This is a genomic window from Streptomyces sp. 150FB (assembly GCF_000818195.1).
Lineage (GTDB): Bacteria > Actinomycetota > Actinomycetes > Streptomycetales > Streptomycetaceae > Streptomyces.
The window spans coordinates 7,031,563-7,047,644 of sequence record NZ_JTHL01000001.1 but is presented as its reverse complement, the minus strand read 5'-3'; the positions used below and the strand labels follow the sequence as shown (position 1 = coordinate 7,047,644).

Here is a 16,082-nt window from a genome sequence, read left to right as displayed (position 1 = left end):
CATGGCACGTACGCTCGTCCAGCAGCACCAGCACCAAGCGAACGCACTCCAGGACCCGGCGGACCCCGCGGTCGCCGCGGGGACGGATGCGAGGGCCCGCGACTGGGCCGAGATCCAGGAACGGATGCTGGTACCGCTCTACGAAGCGGTGTACGAGCGTCTGGAGGTCCGCGACGGGACCAAGTTGCTCGGCCTCGGCTGTGGTTCGGGCCTCGCCCTGCTGATCGCCGCTTCCCGGGGCGCGCAGGTCACCGGCGTCGACTCGGACGAGCACCGGCTCGCGCTGGCCCGCGAGCGGCTGCGTGCCGACGGCGAACGCGACCGCACGCCGGCGCAGGCGCAGAAGCCCCCCACCGGCACACTGCTTCCGGCGGACCGTCTGACGCAGGCGGCCGGGCGGGGGGAGCGCGCGTACGACGTGATCACCGCCTTCCAGCCGATCGGCGGCGCCGAGGGCGACGGCAAGGGGCTGGAGCCCGAGTTGGACGCGGCCATACCGATGGCGAAGCGGGGCACGCCGGTGGTGATCGCCGCCTGGGGGCCGCCGGAGCGCTGCGCCACGGCCGCCGTGCTGCGGGTCGCTGGCCGGCTCACCGACCGGCTGCGCAAAGGGGGCTGGCGCCCCGCGCACCGTGACGACCTGGAGGATGTGGCGGCGCGGGCCGGCCTGAAGCCGGACGGCTCAGGGCGGGTGGCCTGCCCCTTCGGTTACGCGGACACGGAGAGCGCGGTCCGGGGGCTGCTGTCGACCGGGGTGTTCGACGGGGCGGTACGGGTGACGGACCGGCGGCAGGTGGAGAAGGAGATCGGCGAGGCGCTGCACGACCATGTGCGGCGTGACGGCACGGTCTGGATGCCGAACATCTTCCGGTACCTGATCGCGACGACCCCCTGATCCCCGCGACCCCCTGATCCCCGCGACCTCCTGATCATCACGCCCGCCTGACGCGCCGGGCGCCCCGACCCTCCGGCGCCCAAGCCCCCGGGACTCGCACCGACACATCCGGCTGTTCCGTTTCCGGGCAGGGAGCGGAACAGCGGGCACAAGGGTCTTGTCAGTATCCAGAATCCTGGTTACTGTCTCCTGCGTGACTGGCTTTGACGAGCGTTTCCTCACCCGCAACGGCCTCGCGGCCCGGCAGCTCGCGGTTCTCATGCTGAACCACGAGCCGGACACCCGGCTGCCCCGCGTGCGGGACTTCGCCGAGGAGCTGGGCGTCGGGAACGGCACGGTCCAGGCCGCGCTGCGGCTGCTGGAGAACGCCGAGGCCATCGAGACGACCGCGCGCGGCCATCTCGGCACGTTCCTCGTACGCTCCGACCGTTCGGTGCTCTGGCGGCTGTCCGGGCTCGGCACCCTGCTCGCGGCGATGCCGCTCCCGTACTCCCGTCGTTACGAAGGGCTCGCCACCGGGCTGCGCGCCGCCTTCGAGGAGGCGGGCGCGCCTTTCGCGATCACCTTCATGCGCGGCGCCGGCGCCAGGACCACCGCACTCGTCGAGGGCAAGGTCGACCTGGTGGTGCTCTCGCGCTTCGCAGCCGACCGGCTGATCGAGGAGTACCCGGTGGAGCTGGTGGCCGACCTCGGCCCCGCCACCTACGTCGGCGCGCACGGGCTGCTGCTGCGCCACGGCGCTGTGGTGGACTCCCCCGGCCTGCGGGTGGTCGTCGACCACGCCTCCGAGGACCAGCGGATGCTCGCCGAGCGGGTCTTCGCCGGGCGTTCCGACATCACCTGGGTCGAGGCCTCCTACATGCAGCTCCGCGAGCTGTTCGACCACGACCTGGCCGACGCCACCGTATGGAACCTCGACGAGGCGCAGGGCCGGCTCGGCTCGGACGTCGACGTGCTGCCGCTCGGTGACGAGGTCACCCGGGGCCTCGCGCTGCGCAACTCCAGTGCCGCGATCATCGGCAGGACCGAGGGGGCGAAGGCGCTCGGCGCCGTACGCGACTCGCTCGACCTGACGCTGATCACCACCCTCCAGACCGAGGTGCTGCGCGGTGAGCGCGCCCCCTCGTACTGACCCGGCCCGGCTCCCCGTCCACGGACGAGAGCCACGAGCTGAAAATACAACATCCTGGTTTCTGTCGTATCAGGAGGAAGGAGCATCATGGACGATCAGCTCACCCTTCGCATCACACTGTTCCGCGAGAGCGGCCAGGTCCGACCGGAGGTCGCCGCCTTCGTGACGGACGAGCTGGACGCCCTGGCCGCCGAGGGGCACACCATCACCGAGGACACGGCGGGGATGTTCACCAGCCATCTCATGATGGCGCTCACCCGGCTCGTCGACGGCGAGCCGATCGAGCAGTTCCCTACGGACGACGCCGTGGTCGCCGAACTCGCCGACCACCCCGAGGCGGTGGAGCGGGCCCGCGCCATCTCCGCACGTTCCGCACAGGTGCTCGGCGCCACACTGCCCGAATCCGAGATCAACTTCCTCTCCCTGCACCTCGCCGTTCTCGCCCAGCACATCTGAACGGAACACCTGAACAGCACCTCCGAACCCCACCACCCGAAGGAAACAGCCATGACGAAGATCCTCACCGGGGGCCTCGGCAAGTCCGAGGTCGCCGGCATCGTCTCCGACCTCGGCCTCGACGGCGTGGAGATCACGCTCTCCAACGACATGGAGGGAGCGACCAAGCTCCGCACCGGCCAGGCCGACTACTACCTCGGCACCTGCCACACCGGCGCCGGCGCCTCCCTGGGCCTCCTCGTCGGGCTGATGGGCAAGCCCCTGTGCCACACCTTCGGCCGCTCCGTCCCCACCGAGGACGAGGTCACCGCACTGCTGGCGGACGGCAAGAAGGTCTTTGGCTTCGCCACCGACCAGATCGACGCCGTCGCCCCCGTCATCGCCCGTGCCATCGCGGCACACGGCTGACCCGCCGAAGACCTGACAGGGCACAGAGGAGCAAGTCCGTGAGCACCGTCCTAGCAGCGAGCACCGGCCTGGAGTTCTCAGCCGCGCAGCAAGCGATAGTCATCGTGCTGTGCGCGCTTACCGCGTACGTCTCGCACAGCGCACTGGCCGTCTTCAACGACGGCACCCGTCCCTTCATGCTCGACTTCGTCCGGGGGAACTCCAACCGCCCGGCCACCGCCGCGGTCGCCTTCGGACTCTCCGCCGGCTTCATCTTCGGCCTCGGCGCGCCGCTCGCGCTCTCCACCGGCGTCCTCAACCCCTGGCTGCTCTTCCTGCCGACCGACGTGCTGGGCATCCTCGCGCCCAAGAAGTGGCTGGCGCCGCTGCTCGGCGGGGCCTGGGGCGCGCTGGTCGTCTTCGGTCTCGGCGGGGCGAACACGGCCGCGCACGATCTGCCCGTCGACTTCCTGACCGCGATGCAGCAGATGTCGACGCCGATCCTCTACCTCTTCGCGCTCTTCCCCGTGCTCGCCATCACCCGGCAGTTCGGGCGGCTGCGCGGCGGGATAGCCGCCGTGGTCGAGTTCGCCTTCGTGATCATGACGGCGAAGCTCTGGCCGAGCGTCTTCGCCGGTTCCTTCGCCATGGCGGCCGGTGTGCTGATGCTCATCTTCTTCGCGGTGCGCAAGGACCTCGTGCAGCGCCGGGCCGACCGCGCCCTGGAGGCCGAGGCCGGTCCGCCCGATCCGGCGCTGGAGGCCGAGGACGACCCGATGGCGTCCCTGTTCAGCTCCAGCGCCCAGCGGCTGCGCCGCCACCTGCCGCTGTTCATGCTGCTCGGGGCCGGGGTCTGTGTGCTCGCCCAGACACACATATTCGCCGGCGGCGAGGCGACCAGCTTCCTGATAGCCAAGGGGCACTTCAGTGAGGCGGCCCAGGTCGACTTCTACCGTGTCTTCGGCTTCATCCCGCTGATCGCGACGACCGCGCTGGCCTCGGGGGCCTACGGGGTCGCCGGCTTCACGTTCGTCTACCCCCTCGGCTATCTGATGCCGAACCCGTACCTCGCGGCCGTCGTCGGTGCCGTCGTCCTCGGACTCGAAGTGCTGGCCCTGTCGTGGATCGGCAAGGTCCTGGGCAAGCTGCCCAGCGTGCGTGATTCCTCCGAGCACCTGCGCGGAGCGATCACCGAGACGCTGTCGCTGGCGATCCTCTTCGGCTCGCTGCTGGCGGCCAATGTCATGGGAGGCGGCCTGGGCATCCTTGTCGTCGGCGGGCTGTACCTCCTCAACGAGGCGATGGGCAAGCCCGTGGTGAGGATGGCGGCAGCGCCCGCCGCCGTGATCGTCGGCGGCATCCTGCTCAACATCCTCTACTGGCTCGACCTCTTCACGCCGGTCAAAAGCTAAAGGGGCACCAATGCGGCACCACCCCACGCAGCAGCACGCCGTCCGGACCGTCGCGGGTCCGCTGCCGGTCTCCTCCGTACGCGGTCCTGTCCTCGCCCACGAGCACCTCGTCCTCGACATCGACCGGACGGGCCACCGCGCCGCCGTCCTCGACACCGGCCACCTCCCGGCCGTGACGGCCGAACTGGCCGCCCTGCGTGGGGAGTTCGGGCTCGGTCTGGTCATCGAGCTGACCTGCCGGGGCATGGGGCGCGACCCGCGCGCCCTGGCCAGGATCGCCGAGGAGTCCGGTGTCGCCGTGGTCGCGGCGACCGGCTGGTACTACGAGCCGTTCCACCCGAGGGAGATCGGGACCGCGCACATCGAGGAACTCACCGCCACCCTGGTCAGGGAGATCAACGACGGGATCGGCTCCACCGGCGTACGGCCCGGCGTCATCGGCGAGATCGGCAGCCACGGCGAGGAACCGACCGAGCCCGAGCGCCGGGTGCTCCTCGCCGCGGCGCACGCCGCGCTCGCCACCGGCCTCTCCGTCGCCACCCACGCCCAGCTCGGCCGGGGCGGACGCGCGCAGCTCGACCTCCTCACCGGCACCGGGCTGGAACCGCACCGGATCTCGATCGGCCACCAGGACCTCCTGAACGACCCGGCCACCCACCGCGACATCGCGGCGAGCGGCGCGTACGTCGCCTTCGACACCGTCGGCAAGGAGAACTACCAGCGGGACGAGGTCCGGCTGCGGCTGCTGCTCGCGCTGCTGGAGGCGGGGCACGCCGACCGTGTGCTGCTGAGCTGCGACATCTCGCGCCACGGCTACCTGGAGTCGGAGGGCGGCCAGGGGTACGGGCACCTGTTCCGGACCTTCCTGCCGCAGGCCCGCGCCGCCGGTGTGGACGAGGACCTGATCGACCTGATGACCCGCCGCAACCCACTGCGCTTCCTGACCGGCACCGACCCGGATACGGGCGCCGGCACCGACACGGGCACCGCGCCCGAGGAGATCTGAGATGTCCGCACCTCCCGCACCCCCCGCACTCCCCCGGACCTTCCCGCTGGCGACGGTCGCGCTCGACGACGCCGTACGGCAGCAGTTCCGGCTGCTCGAAGCGACCGCCGCGCACTTCGAGGGCGCGCAGCTCTTCGAGGCCGACGCTGGCGTCGTACCCGGCCTCGGCCGGCCCCGTACCACCGCGCGCGTCGAGGCGGTCCTCGCCGACTACTTCGGCGCCGAGGACGCGGCGCTCGTCCAGGGCGCCGGTACGGGAGCGATCCGCGCCGCCCTCGCCGCCGCCCTGGACCACGGCGATCCGCTGCTGATCCACCGGGCCCCGGTCTACCGCACCACCGCCGTGACCCTGCGCGGCCTCGGAGCCGCCACCGCCGAGGTCGACCTCAACGACCTGGACGCGCTCCGACAGGCCCTGGCCTCCGGCCGGTTCACCTGGGCGTACGTCCAGCACAGCAGGCAGCGGCTCGCCGACTCGTACGACCCGGGCGAGGTCATCGCCGCCTGCCGCGCCGCCGGGGTCCGCACGGTCGTCGACGACAACTACGCGGTCATGCGCGTACCCGCCTCCGGCGTCGAACTCGGCGCCGACGCCTCCTGCTTCTCCCTCTTCAAGCTGCACGGCCCCGAAGGCGTGGGCGCCGTCGTCGGCGCCGGCGACCTGATCGGGCGCATCCGCGCCGACAACTACTCGGGCGGCGGCCAGGTCCAGGGCCACCAGGCGCTCGACGCCCTGCGCGCGCTCACCCACGTCCCCGTCATGTGGGCACTCCAGTCCCAGGTCGGCGCCGAGTTGGCGGAACGCCTCGCGGCCGGCGAGGTCCCCGGTGTCGCCGAGGTGCGCGTCGCCAACGCGCAGGACCGCTGTCTGCTCGTACGCCTGGACCGCCCGCTCGCCCGCGAACTGCCCGCGGTCGCGGCGAAGTACGGCGCCGCGCCGTACCCCGTGGGCTCCAACTCACGCTTCGAGATCGCCCCGCTCGTCTACCGGATGTCCAGCTCGTCCCTCGACGACGCCCCCGAACTCGCCGACTGGACCGTACGGATCAACCCGATGCGCGCCGGAGCCGACCTCGTGATCGAGATCCTCCGCCGTTCGCTGCACGACCTGAAGGGCTGACCGTGTTCCTGGACACCGTCCTCACCCGCAACGCGCCACTCGTCGACTTCGCGACCGCGCTGCATCACGACGGCACCATCCCGCCCGACACGTACGTCATGGACGCCGACGCCGTCGAGGCCAACGCGGCGCTGCTCGCCGCCGAGGCGGAACGGCTCGGTCTGAATCTGTGGTTCGTGGTCAAACAGCTCGGCCGGAACCCCGAGTTGATCCGCGCGGTCGCCCGGCACATCCCGCGCTTCGCCGCGATCGACCCGTACGAGGCGCGCCTCCTGCACTCCACCGGCGCACGCCCCGGCAACCTCGGCCACCTCGTACAGATCCCGCGCCGTGCCCTGCCCGAGATGCTCGCCTGGCGCCCCGAGGCCGTGACGGTGTTCGACCTCGCCAACGCCCGCGCGGTCTCGGAAGCAGCCGAAGCGCTCGGCTTCGTCCAGGACGTCTTCGTACGGGTCGAGGGAACCGCCTACCCCGGCCAGGAGGGCGGTGTGCCCCTCGAAGCGATCGACACCTTCGCCGCCGCCGCCGAACGGCTCCCCGGCATCCGCATCGCGGGCGTCACGGCCTTCCCCTGCGTGCTGTGCGACCCGGTGACCAGTCTCCCCGCCCCCACGGCGAACTTCGAACTCGCCCTCAGGGCAAGGAGATCCCTCGCCGCACGCGGCCACCACGGCCTTTCCCTCAGCGCCCCCAGCGCGACCTCGGTGGCGACCCTGCCGCTGCTCGCCCGCCTGGGCGCGACCCATGGCGAACCCGGCCACTCCCTCACCGGCACGACCCCGCTCCACGCGGCCGACCCCCGCCAGCCCGAACAGCCCGCCTACGTCTACGTCACCGAGGTCGCCCACACCCTCGCCGACGGTAGACCCGCCCTGTACGGCGGCGGCTTCTACGCCCGGGGCGACATCCGCACCGCCCTCCTCCCGCGCACGGGCGCACGCCTGCCCGTCCAGAGCGCGCCCGCCGAGAACATCGACTACTACCGGCTCCTGGACGCCCCCGCCAGGGCGGCCGTCCGCGCCGGCGACACCGCCGTACTCGCCTTCCGTACGCAGATCTTCGTCACCCGCTCGACCGTCGCCGTCGTCTCGGGCCTCTCCACCGGGGCACCCCGGCTGACCGGCCTGTACGACGCGCAGGGCCGGGCCCTGCAAGGAGCACCATGAGCAAGACCGTCATCGTCGTCATCGACGGCTTCGGGATCGGCGCGATGCCCGACGCGGGAACGCTGCGCCCCGGCGACCTCACCGCCGACACCTGCGGCCACGTCCTGGACCACCGCCCCCTCCGGCTGCCCGCCCTCGGCGCGCTGGGCCTCGGCGTGGTCCACCCGCACACAAGCCTCGCCACCTCCACGGCGCTGCCCGTCTCGGCCGGCCGGGCCGCGCTCGGCTACCCGGGGGCGGACACGTTCGCGGGCCACCAGACCATGATGGGCGCGGACTTCACCCGGGTCACCGTGGCCCGCCTGGCCCAGCACCTCCCGGAAGTGACCGCAGCACTGCTGTCCGGGGGCCACAAGGTCGAACTCCTCGACGACCGCCCGCTGCTCGTCGTCGACGGCGCCGTCCTGGTCCACGACAACCTGGAGGCCGACCCGGGCATCAACTGGAACGCGTCCGGCAGCCTGGACGACCTGCCCTTCGACCGCATCCTGGAGATCGCCCGTACGGTACGAACGGTCGCGCCGGTCGCCCGCGTCATCGCGGTGGGCGGCCACGCGGACGGCCCGCTCCCCACCTACGTACGCGCCGGCGACGAGGGCACGGTGGGCCTGGACACCCCCGGCAGCGGCTTCTACCGCAACGGCGGCCTCCAGGTGCAGCACCTGGGCGCGGACATCGACCACACCCGCCAACTCCCCGCGCTGGCAGCGGGCGCGGGCATCCCCGTCACACTGGTCGGCAAAGCAGCCGACATCCTGACCAGCGACGACGCCGTACGCCGCCCAGCGGTCGCGACAACAGAGGTCCTGGCCCACACCCTGGAAGCCACCCGAACCCCGGGCCCCGGCCTGGTGATCACCAACATCCAGGAAACAGACCTGGCGGGCCACCAACAGGACACCGACCGATACGGCCGCGTCCTGGAAGAAACAGACGAAGGCCTGGCGGCCCTGATCCCCCTGCTGAAGACCGGCGACCACCTGATCGTCACAGCCGACCACGGCAACGACCCCACCATCGGCCACGCCTACCACACAAGGGAATTCGTCCCCGTCCTGATGCTCAGCCAGGGCAACCAGGGATTCCACCCCCTACCCGACGCCACGACACTGGCAACGGTAGGAGCGATGGCGGCGGAGACCCTGGGCCTGAGGCTCGACTGAGCCTGCTCCCCGGTCGCGGTGTTGCGGGCAGCGACGGGCGACGGAGGGTGACGGGGTCGCAGGAGGTACGTGTCCGGACGCTAACGTGAGATTTGTGGCGCACGACCGCCCCAGGCAACACGTCCGCGGTGACGACGCCGTAAATCACACGTCCGGACATGTGCCTCCGGAGGCCCCGGCGCCCGGCACCGAACAACCCGCCGCAACCACGAACCGACCGCATCCCACGGCCCCCAGCCGGGAGGCGCACCGTCAACTCATGAACTTCTTGAACTCGTCCGGCAGCTCGAAGTTCTTGGCCTGCTCCTCGACCCCACCGGCCGCCCCCTCTTCGCGCCGCGCCAGAGCCGCCTGCTCCTCCGCCTTGCGCTTCATCGGGTTACCGCTCTTGCGCTTGCCCTTGGCCTGCTTGACCTGCTTCTTCTGACGGCCCGGACCGCCGCCCATGCCCGGCATCCCCGGCATGCCCGGCATCCCGCCGCCCTGCGCCATCTTGGACATCATCTTGCGCGCCTCGAAGAACCGCTCCACCAGGTTCTTCACTGCGCTGACCTCGACACCGGACCCCTTGGCGATACGCGCCCGGCGCGACCCGTTGATGATGGTCGGCTCGTGCCGCTCCCCCGGCGTCATCGACTTGATGATCGCGGCGGTACGGTCCACGTCCCGCTCGTCGAGGTTGGCGATCTGGTCCTTCATCTGGCCCATGCCGGGCAGCATCCCGAGCAGCTTGGAGATGCTGCCCATCTTCCTGACCTGTTCCATCTGCGCCAGGAAGTCGTCGAGCGTGAAGTCCTTGCCGCCCTTGCTGCCCGTCAGCTTGGAGGCCATCTTCTCGGCCTCGGCCTGGCTGAAGGTCTGCTCGGCCTTCTCGATCAGGCTGAGGAGGTCACCCATGTCGAGGATGCGGGACGCCATCCGGTCCGGGTGGAACGCGTCGAACTCGTCCAGCTTCTCGCCGTTGGAGGCGAACATGATCTGCTTGCCGGTGACGTGCGCGATGGAGAGCGCGGCGCCACCGCGGGCGTCGCCGTCGAGCTTGGAGAGGACGACGCCGTCGAAGCCGACGCCGTCGCGGAAGGCTTCGGCGGTGTTGACCGCGTCCTGGCCCGTCATCGCGTCGACGACGAAGAGGATCTCGTCGGGGCTGACGGCGTCCCGGATGTCCGAGGCCTGCCGCATCAGTTCCTGGTCGATGCCGAGGCGGCCCGCGGTGTCGACGACGACGATGTCGTGGACCTTGTCCTTGGCGTACTTGACGGAGTCCCTGGCGACCTTGACCGGGTCGCCGACGCCGTTGCCCGGCTCGGGGGCGTACACCGCGACGCCCGCGCGCTCGGCGACGACGGAGAGCTGGGTGACGGCGTTGGGGCGCTGGAGGTCGCACGCGACGAGCAGCGGGGAGTGGCCCTGGCCCTTGAGCCAGAGGCCGAGCTTTCCGGCGAGGGTCGTCTTGCCCGAGCCCTGGAGGCCCGCGAGCATGATCACGGTCGGCGGCTGCTTGGCGAAGCGCAGCCGCCTGGTCTCGCCGCCGAGGATGGTGACGAGTTCCTCGTTGACGATCTTGATGACCTGCTGGGCGGGGTTCAGCGCCTGGGAGACCTCGGCGCCTGCGGCGCGCTCCTTGACCTTGGCGATGAAGGCCCGGACGACGGGCAGGGCGACGTCGGCTTCGAGCAGGGCGATACGGATCTCGCGAGCGGTGGCGTCGATGTCCTCCGGGCTGAGGCGCCCTTTGCCCCGGAGGCTCTTGAAAGTGGCTGCGAGGCGGTCGGAGAGAGTGTCGAACACGGTGGTCGCGGATCCTTAAGGACGGGGGCGGGCGAGGGGACTGTCCCACGCGGGGAGGGGCAGGCCGCCTCCCAGGGTATCCGGCCGGGCGCGGTGAGGTCTGCCCTGCGGGTGACACGGCTGTACGGGTGACGCGTTTCCGCGTACGTCCGGGGCGGCCCGTGCTCAGCCCAGCGCGGCCTCGACGGCCCGCGCCAGCTCTCCCGCGGCCTCGGTGGACAGCGGTTTGCCGTGTTCGGAGGTGACGTAGAACGCGTCGACGGCGTTCGCGCCCAGGGTCGAGACGTGCGCGCTGCGCACCCGTACGCGCGCCGTCTCCAGCGCGTGCCCGATCCGGTGCAGCAGCCCCGGCGCGTCCTGGGCGCGTACCTCGATGACGGTCGCGTGCCGGGAGGCGGTCGGCGCCACGGTCACCCGGGGTGGCGGGGCTTTCACGCCCCGGCGGCGGGGGTACGCCGCTTCGCGTTCGGCGAGCCTGGACGGGATGTCGAGCGAACCGTCGAGGGCGCGTACGAGGTCGGCGCGCAGCCGGGCGGCCTGCGGGAGGGAGCCGTACGCGGCGGCGACGCGCCAGCTCAGCAGGAGGACGTCGGAGGCCGTGCCGAGTTGGGTGGGGAGTTCGACGGCGCGCAGGTCGGCGGCGCGGACGGTGAGCCGGTGCAGGGCGAGGACTCCGGCGGCGGCGGGCAGGACGCCCGGCTGGTCGGGCAGGGCGATGAGGAGTTCCACGCCGACGGGTTCCGGTTCGGCGTCGTCCGCCGCCGGCTCGGTCTGGGTGTGCAGGGCGAGGACGGGGCCGCCGGTGCGCAGGGCCTCGACGGCGAGGCGTTCCTGTTCGGCGCTCGGGGCCGCCGGTTCCGGTTCGTTGCCGGCTTCGCCGGTGAGGACGGCGGCGACGCGGGAGACCAGGTCGTCGACCAGGGAGGCGCGCCAGGAGGACCAGGCGGCGGGGCCGGTGGCCAGGGCGTCGGCCTCGGTGAGGGCGTGCAGGAGTTCCAGGGTCGCGAGGGAGCCGACGCGGGAGGCCACGGCGTCCACGGTCGCCGGGTCGTCCAGGTCGCGGCGGGTCGCCGTCTCGACGAGGAGCAGGTGGTGGCGTACGACGGTCGCGATGACGTTCATGTCGGTCCGGTCGAAGCCGATCCGCGCGGCGACGTCGCGCGCGATGACCTCGCCTGCCACCGAGTGGTCGCCGGGCCAGCCCTTGCCGATGTCGTGCAGCAGGGCGCAGACGAGGAGCAGGTCGGGGCGGCCGACGTGGCGGGTGAGCGAGGAGGCCTGGACGGCGGTCTCGACGAGATGGCGGTCGACGGTCCAGGTGTGGACGGGGTTGCGCTGGGGGCGGCAGCGTACGCGTTCCCAGTCGGGGATGAGCCGGGTGATCAGGCCTTCGGCTTCGAGGGCTTCCCAGACGGGTACGGTCGACGCGCCGGCGCCGAGCAGGGTGACGAGTTCTTCGCGCGCCTCGGGGGGCCACGGCACGGGCAGCGGCTTCGAGGCGGCGGCCAGGCGCCGTACGGCGTACAGCGAGATCGGCAGCCCGGCCTGGGCCGCCGCGGCGGCAGCGCGCAGGGTCAGCACGGGGTCGCGGTCGGCGCGCGCCGCGCGGGCGAGGACGACCTCGCCGTCCTGTTCCACGACGCCTTCGGCGAGCGGGCTGCGTTCCGGGGCGGGCTTGGCGCCGCCGAGCATGGAGCGGAGCCGGGGGCGCGCGGCGCGGGAGCGCAGCACGCGGTTGACCTCGCGCCAGGTGACGTCGGAGGCGTACGAGACGGTGCGCGCGGCCTCGTACACCTGGCGCAGCAGGACGTCGGCGTCGAGGAGGCCGAGTTCGGCGGCGACCGGGTCCTGCTCCTGGAGGGCGAGCCGGTCGGTGGCACGTCCGGTGGTCAGGTGCAGGGCGTCGCGGGTGTCGAGGAGGCGGCGGCGGGCCTCGGTGAGTCCTTCGCGGGGTGCGTCGGCGAGCCAGGAGGCGGCGACGGCGCGCAGGGCGGTGGCGTCGCGCAGGCCGCCGCGCGCCTCCTTGAGGTCGGGTTCGAGGAGGAATTGCAGTTCGCCCTGGCGCTCTGCCCGCTCGCGGCAGAGTTCGTCGAGTTCGGGCAGGCGTTTGGCGGCGGAGTTGCGCCAGTCGGCGAGGACCGCCGTACGTACCCCGGTGAGCAGGCCGAGGTCGCCGGCCACATGGCGGGCGTCGAGGAGCCCGAGCTGCACCTTGAGGTCTTCGCCGGCCGCCTTGCGGGCCTCGGCGGGCGTCCGGACGGAGTGGTCGAGGGCCAGTCCGAGGTCCCATACGGGGTACCAGACGCGGTCGGCCAGCGCGGCGACCGCCGGGGCGCCGGACTTGCCGTCGTGCAGGAGGACCAGGTCGAGGTCGCTGCGCGGGGACAGCTCGCCGCGTCCGTAGCCGCCGACGGCGACGAGCGCGGCGCCGCTCACCCCCGTCTCCCTGGCGGCGGTGGTGAACAGCGCGTTCAGCCAGCGGTCGGTCAGGGCGGCGAGCGCGGCGCGCCGCGGCGGCCCGGACCGCGTCCTCTCCTGGAGAAGACGCAGCCGGGCCGCCGCATAGCCGCTGGGTCCCGGGTCTGCCTGTCCGGTGGTCTCTTCGAGGCTTGTCACCCGGTGGTTCCCGTCTCTCAGAGTGCGTCCGGGCCGCGTTCGCCGGTCCGTACCCGGACCGCCGTCTCGACCGGCACGCTCCATACCTTGCCGTCACCGATCTTCCCGGTTCGGGCGGCTTTCACCACGACGTCGATGAGTTCATCGGCGTCGCCGTCCTCGACCAGTACCTCGATACGGATCTTCGGTACGAGGTCGACGGTGTACTCCGCACCCCGGTAGACCTCGGTGTGGCCGCGCTGCCGGCCGTACCCGCTGGCCTCCGTGACCGTGAGCCCCTGGATCCCGAAGGCCTGGAGGGCCTCCTTGATCTCGTCCAGCCTGTGTGGCTTCACGACTGCGGTAATGAGCTTCATGCGTCCACCTTCTTGGTCGTCGCCGAGGCGATGGTCCCGTCCTGGCCGGCGGCGACGCTACTACGTCCCGACGGCGAGCCCCCGAGGGCGCTGAAGTCGTACGCGGATTCCGCGTGGTACGCCATGTCGACGCCGCTGGTCTCGTCGTCCTCGGAGGCGCGGAAGCCGATCGTCTTCTTGACGATGAGGGCGAGGATCAGGGAGACGACGAAGGAGTAGCCCATGACGGAGAACGCTCCGACCGCCTGCTTGCCGAGCTGGCTCATCCCGCCGACGCCGTCGATGGCGAGGACGCCGACGAGCAGGGTGCCGATGACACCGCCGACGAGGTGGACGCCGACGACGTCGAGCGAGTCGTCGTAGCCGAGCTTGTACTTGAGGCTGACGGCCCAGGAGCAGACGACACCGGCGACGACACCGATGAGGAGCGCGCCGAAGGGGTTGACGTTGGCACCGGACGGGGTGATGGCGACCAGGCCGGCGACCGCGCCGGAGGCGCCGCCCAGCGTGGTGAAGGCGCCGTGCCTGATGCGCTCGTAGGCGAGCCAGCCGATCATCGCGGCCGCGGTGGCGATCTGGGTGTTGAAGGCCATGAGCGCGGCGGTGCCGTTGGCGGCGAGGGCGGAGCCGGCGTTGAAGCCGAACCAGCCGAACCAGAGCAGTCCGGCGCCGAGGACGACGAGCGGCAGGCTGTGCGGACGCATCGGGTCCTTCTTGAATCCGATGCGTTTACCGACCACCAGGACAGCCGCGAGTCCGCCGATACCGGCGTTGATATGCACGGCGGTACCACCGGCGAAGTCGATCACGCCGAGCTTGAAGAGCCAGCCGCCGGGCGACCAGACCCAGTGCGCGATCGGGAAGTACACCACGGTGACCCAGAGCGCGATGAACAGGGTCCACGCGCTGAATTTCACGCGGTCGGCGAGTGCGCCGCTCATCAGTGCCGGGGTGAGGACGGCGAACATGAGCTGGAACAGGGCGAAGGCGAAGACCGGAATTCCGGTCTTGCCGCCGGTCAGCGTGTCTGCCGTGATGCCCTTGAGGCCGATGTGGTCGAAGTTGCCGAGCACTCCGCCACCGATGTCGTCGCCGAATGCCAGTGAGTACCCGTAGAGCACCCAGAGCACACTCACGACACCGAGCGAGATCATGGACATCATGAGCATGTTGAGGGCGCTCTTCACCCGGACCATGCCGCCGTAGAAGAATGCCAGGCCGGGCGTCATCAGCATGACGAGCGCGGCACTGATCAATACGAATGCGGTATCTGCGCCATTCAAGGCCAGCGTCCCCTCGGAAGTCGGAACGGCCCGTGCGGATGCTCAGGGGGGTCTGGGCCGACTGTGCCGATGAGATTCGCGCAGCGCCGTTTCGGCCAGTGCCGATCAATGTTTCAGGGCAGTGACGAAGACGTCCCGCGTGTTACGTAACGATGAACGAGCGGATCGTGACCGGCCCGCTCGGCGAGGATCGGAAACCGGCCGTGGCACTCACCCCCCGGACCTGGCGCGGGGGAGCCGCATCGGGCTGTACGGGGTGAGCACCACGGCCGGGGCTCAGACGGCTTCCGCGGACTCCGGAAGCTGGGTGGTGAGCAGTTCCGTGAGCCAGGCGACCTCGGCGATGTCACCGAAGTCCCTGGCCGCTGTGTCGACGGTCTTGCGCAGCCGCGTGTTGACCCGCTCCGACCTGACCTTCTGTGCCACGTCCAGTGCTTCCTGGGCCAGCACGGTGGACTGCTCGGGCTCTCGCTTGATGAGGTGGACGGTGGCCATGCCGACGAGGTTCAGCGCGTACGACCGCTGGTGCTCCTCGTCGTTCCGGAACAGCTCGACGGCGCGCCGCATGACCGGTTCGGCGAGGGAGGCGTAGGTGGGGCTGCGGCCGGCGACATAGGCGAGGTCGCGGTAGGAATGGGCGTTCTCGCCGTTCAGTTCCGCCTCGGAGAAGAAGCGGATCCAGTCGGGCTCGGGCTCGCCGTCCTCGCCGGCGTCGGAGAAGGTGTCCTCGGCCATTCTGACGGCGCGCTTGCACTTGCTCGGCTGCCCCATATTGGCGTAGGCGCGCGCCTCCATCGCATACAGCATCGCCTGGGTACGCGCGGTCGCGCAGTCCCTGCTGCCGTACTGCGCGAGGTGGATCAGCTCCAGCGCGTCGTCGGGCCTGCCGAGGTGGATCATCTGCCGGCTCATCGAGGACAGGATGTACGAGCCGAGCGGCTTGTCGCCCGCCTCCTTGGCCGCGTGCAGGGCGAGGACGAAGTACTTCTGGGCGTTGGGCTGGAGCCCGACGTCGTAACTCATCCAGCCGGCCAGCTCGGCCAGCTCGGCCGCGCATCCGAACAGCCGCCGCGCCGTGGCCTCGGGCTGCGGCTCCTGGAGCAGGTCGGTGACCTCGTGCAGCTGTCCGACGACCGCCTTGCGGCGCAGCCCGCCGCCGCACTGGGCGTCCCAGTGGCGGAACATCGCGGTGGTCGACTCCAGCAGGTCCAGCTCGGGGCGGGAGAGCCGGGACGGGCGGCTCGACACCAGGGACCCCTGCGGTACGGGCTCCGCCGCCGGGGCGGGCACCAGCCAGCG

At 71.4% G+C, this 16,082-nt stretch carries 14 protein-coding genes; 9 read left to right on the top strand and 5 right to left on the bottom strand.

All coding sequences use genetic code 11. The features are described from left to right. Position 1 precedes the first annotated feature (1 nt). The 9 genes from QR77_RS30265 to QR77_RS30225 all read left to right on the top strand — a co-directional run bounded on the left by QR77_RS30265 (position 2) and on the right by QR77_RS30225 (position 8,737). Positions 2–895, top strand: a complete 894-nt coding sequence (locus QR77_RS30265; RefSeq protein ID WP_040025181.1) for a methyltransferase — start codon at positions 2–4, stop codon at positions 893–895. 193 nt (positions 896–1,088) lie between these two features. Then, positions 1,089–2,027: a GntR family transcriptional regulator YhfZ gene (gene yhfZ / locus QR77_RS30260; RefSeq protein ID WP_040025180.1), complete on the top strand. Its 939-nt coding sequence runs from the start codon at positions 1,089–1,091 to the stop codon at positions 2,025–2,027. Positions 2,028–2,114: 87 nt separating this feature from the next. Continuing rightward, on the top strand, positions 2,115–2,483 hold the full coding sequence (locus tag QR77_RS30255; protein WP_040025178.1) for a PRD domain-containing protein: 369 nt from the start codon (positions 2,115–2,117) through the stop codon (positions 2,481–2,483). Positions 2,484–2,534: 51 nt separating this feature from the next. Continuing rightward, positions 2,535–2,891 (top strand): DUF2620 domain-containing protein, encoded by a 357-nt coding sequence (locus QR77_RS30250; RefSeq protein ID WP_040025176.1) that lies wholly within the window; start codon positions 2,535–2,537, stop codon positions 2,889–2,891. Between the two features lie 38 nt (positions 2,892–2,929). Further along, entirely contained in the window at positions 2,930–4,282 is a 1,353-nt protein-coding gene (locus QR77_RS30245) for a YhfT family protein (RefSeq protein WP_040025174.1), read from the top strand. Between the two features lie 10 nt (positions 4,283–4,292). After that, entirely contained in the window at positions 4,293–5,288 is a 996-nt protein-coding gene (locus QR77_RS30240) for a phosphotriesterase (protein WP_052489157.1), read from the top strand. A 1-nt stretch (position 5,289) separates the two neighbouring features. Next, the gene (locus tag QR77_RS30235; protein WP_040025173.1) at positions 5,290–6,408 is read left to right on the top strand and encodes an aminotransferase class V-fold PLP-dependent enzyme; all 1,119 of its coding nucleotides are present in this window, start codon (positions 5,290–5,292) and stop codon (positions 6,406–6,408) included. A gap of 2 nt (positions 6,409–6,410) precedes the next feature. Next, positions 6,411–7,574, top strand: coding sequence for an alanine racemase (locus QR77_RS30230; RefSeq protein WP_040025172.1), 1,164 nt, complete (start codon positions 6,411–6,413; stop codon positions 7,572–7,574). Then, positions 7,571–8,737 (top strand): phosphopentomutase, encoded by a 1,167-nt coding sequence (locus QR77_RS30225; RefSeq protein ID WP_052489156.1) that lies wholly within the window; start codon positions 7,571–7,573, stop codon positions 8,735–8,737. The genes QR77_RS30230 and QR77_RS30225 overlap by 4 nt, the downstream gene beginning before the upstream one ends. A gap of 252 nt (positions 8,738–8,989) precedes the next feature. Here QR77_RS30225 and ffh read toward each other — a convergent pair whose 3' ends face one another. From ffh to QR77_RS30200, 5 genes are all read right to left on the bottom strand, one after another. Further along, positions 8,990–10,528 (bottom strand): signal recognition particle protein, encoded by a 1,539-nt coding sequence (gene ffh / locus QR77_RS30220; protein ID WP_040025171.1) that lies wholly within the window; start codon positions 10,526–10,528, stop codon positions 8,990–8,992. 165 nt (positions 10,529–10,693) lie between these two features. Then, complete coding sequence (locus QR77_RS30215; protein WP_040025170.1) at positions 10,694–13,144, bottom strand: [protein-PII] uridylyltransferase; 2,451 nt, start codon at positions 13,142–13,144, stop codon at positions 10,694–10,696. Between the two features lie 17 nt (positions 13,145–13,161). Continuing rightward, on the bottom strand, positions 13,162–13,500 hold the full coding sequence (locus QR77_RS30210) for a P-II family nitrogen regulator (RefSeq protein ID WP_040025169.1): 339 nt from the start codon (positions 13,498–13,500) through the stop codon (positions 13,162–13,164). Further along, positions 13,497–14,783, bottom strand: coding sequence for an ammonium transporter (locus tag QR77_RS30205; RefSeq protein ID WP_040025167.1), 1,287 nt, complete (start codon positions 14,781–14,783; stop codon positions 13,497–13,499). The genes QR77_RS30210 and QR77_RS30205 overlap by 4 nt, the downstream gene beginning before the upstream one ends. 276 nt (positions 14,784–15,059) lie before the next feature. Continuing rightward, the coding region (locus QR77_RS30200; protein WP_040025166.1) for a hypothetical protein at positions 15,060–16,082 on the bottom strand (1,023 nt) is incomplete at its 5' end.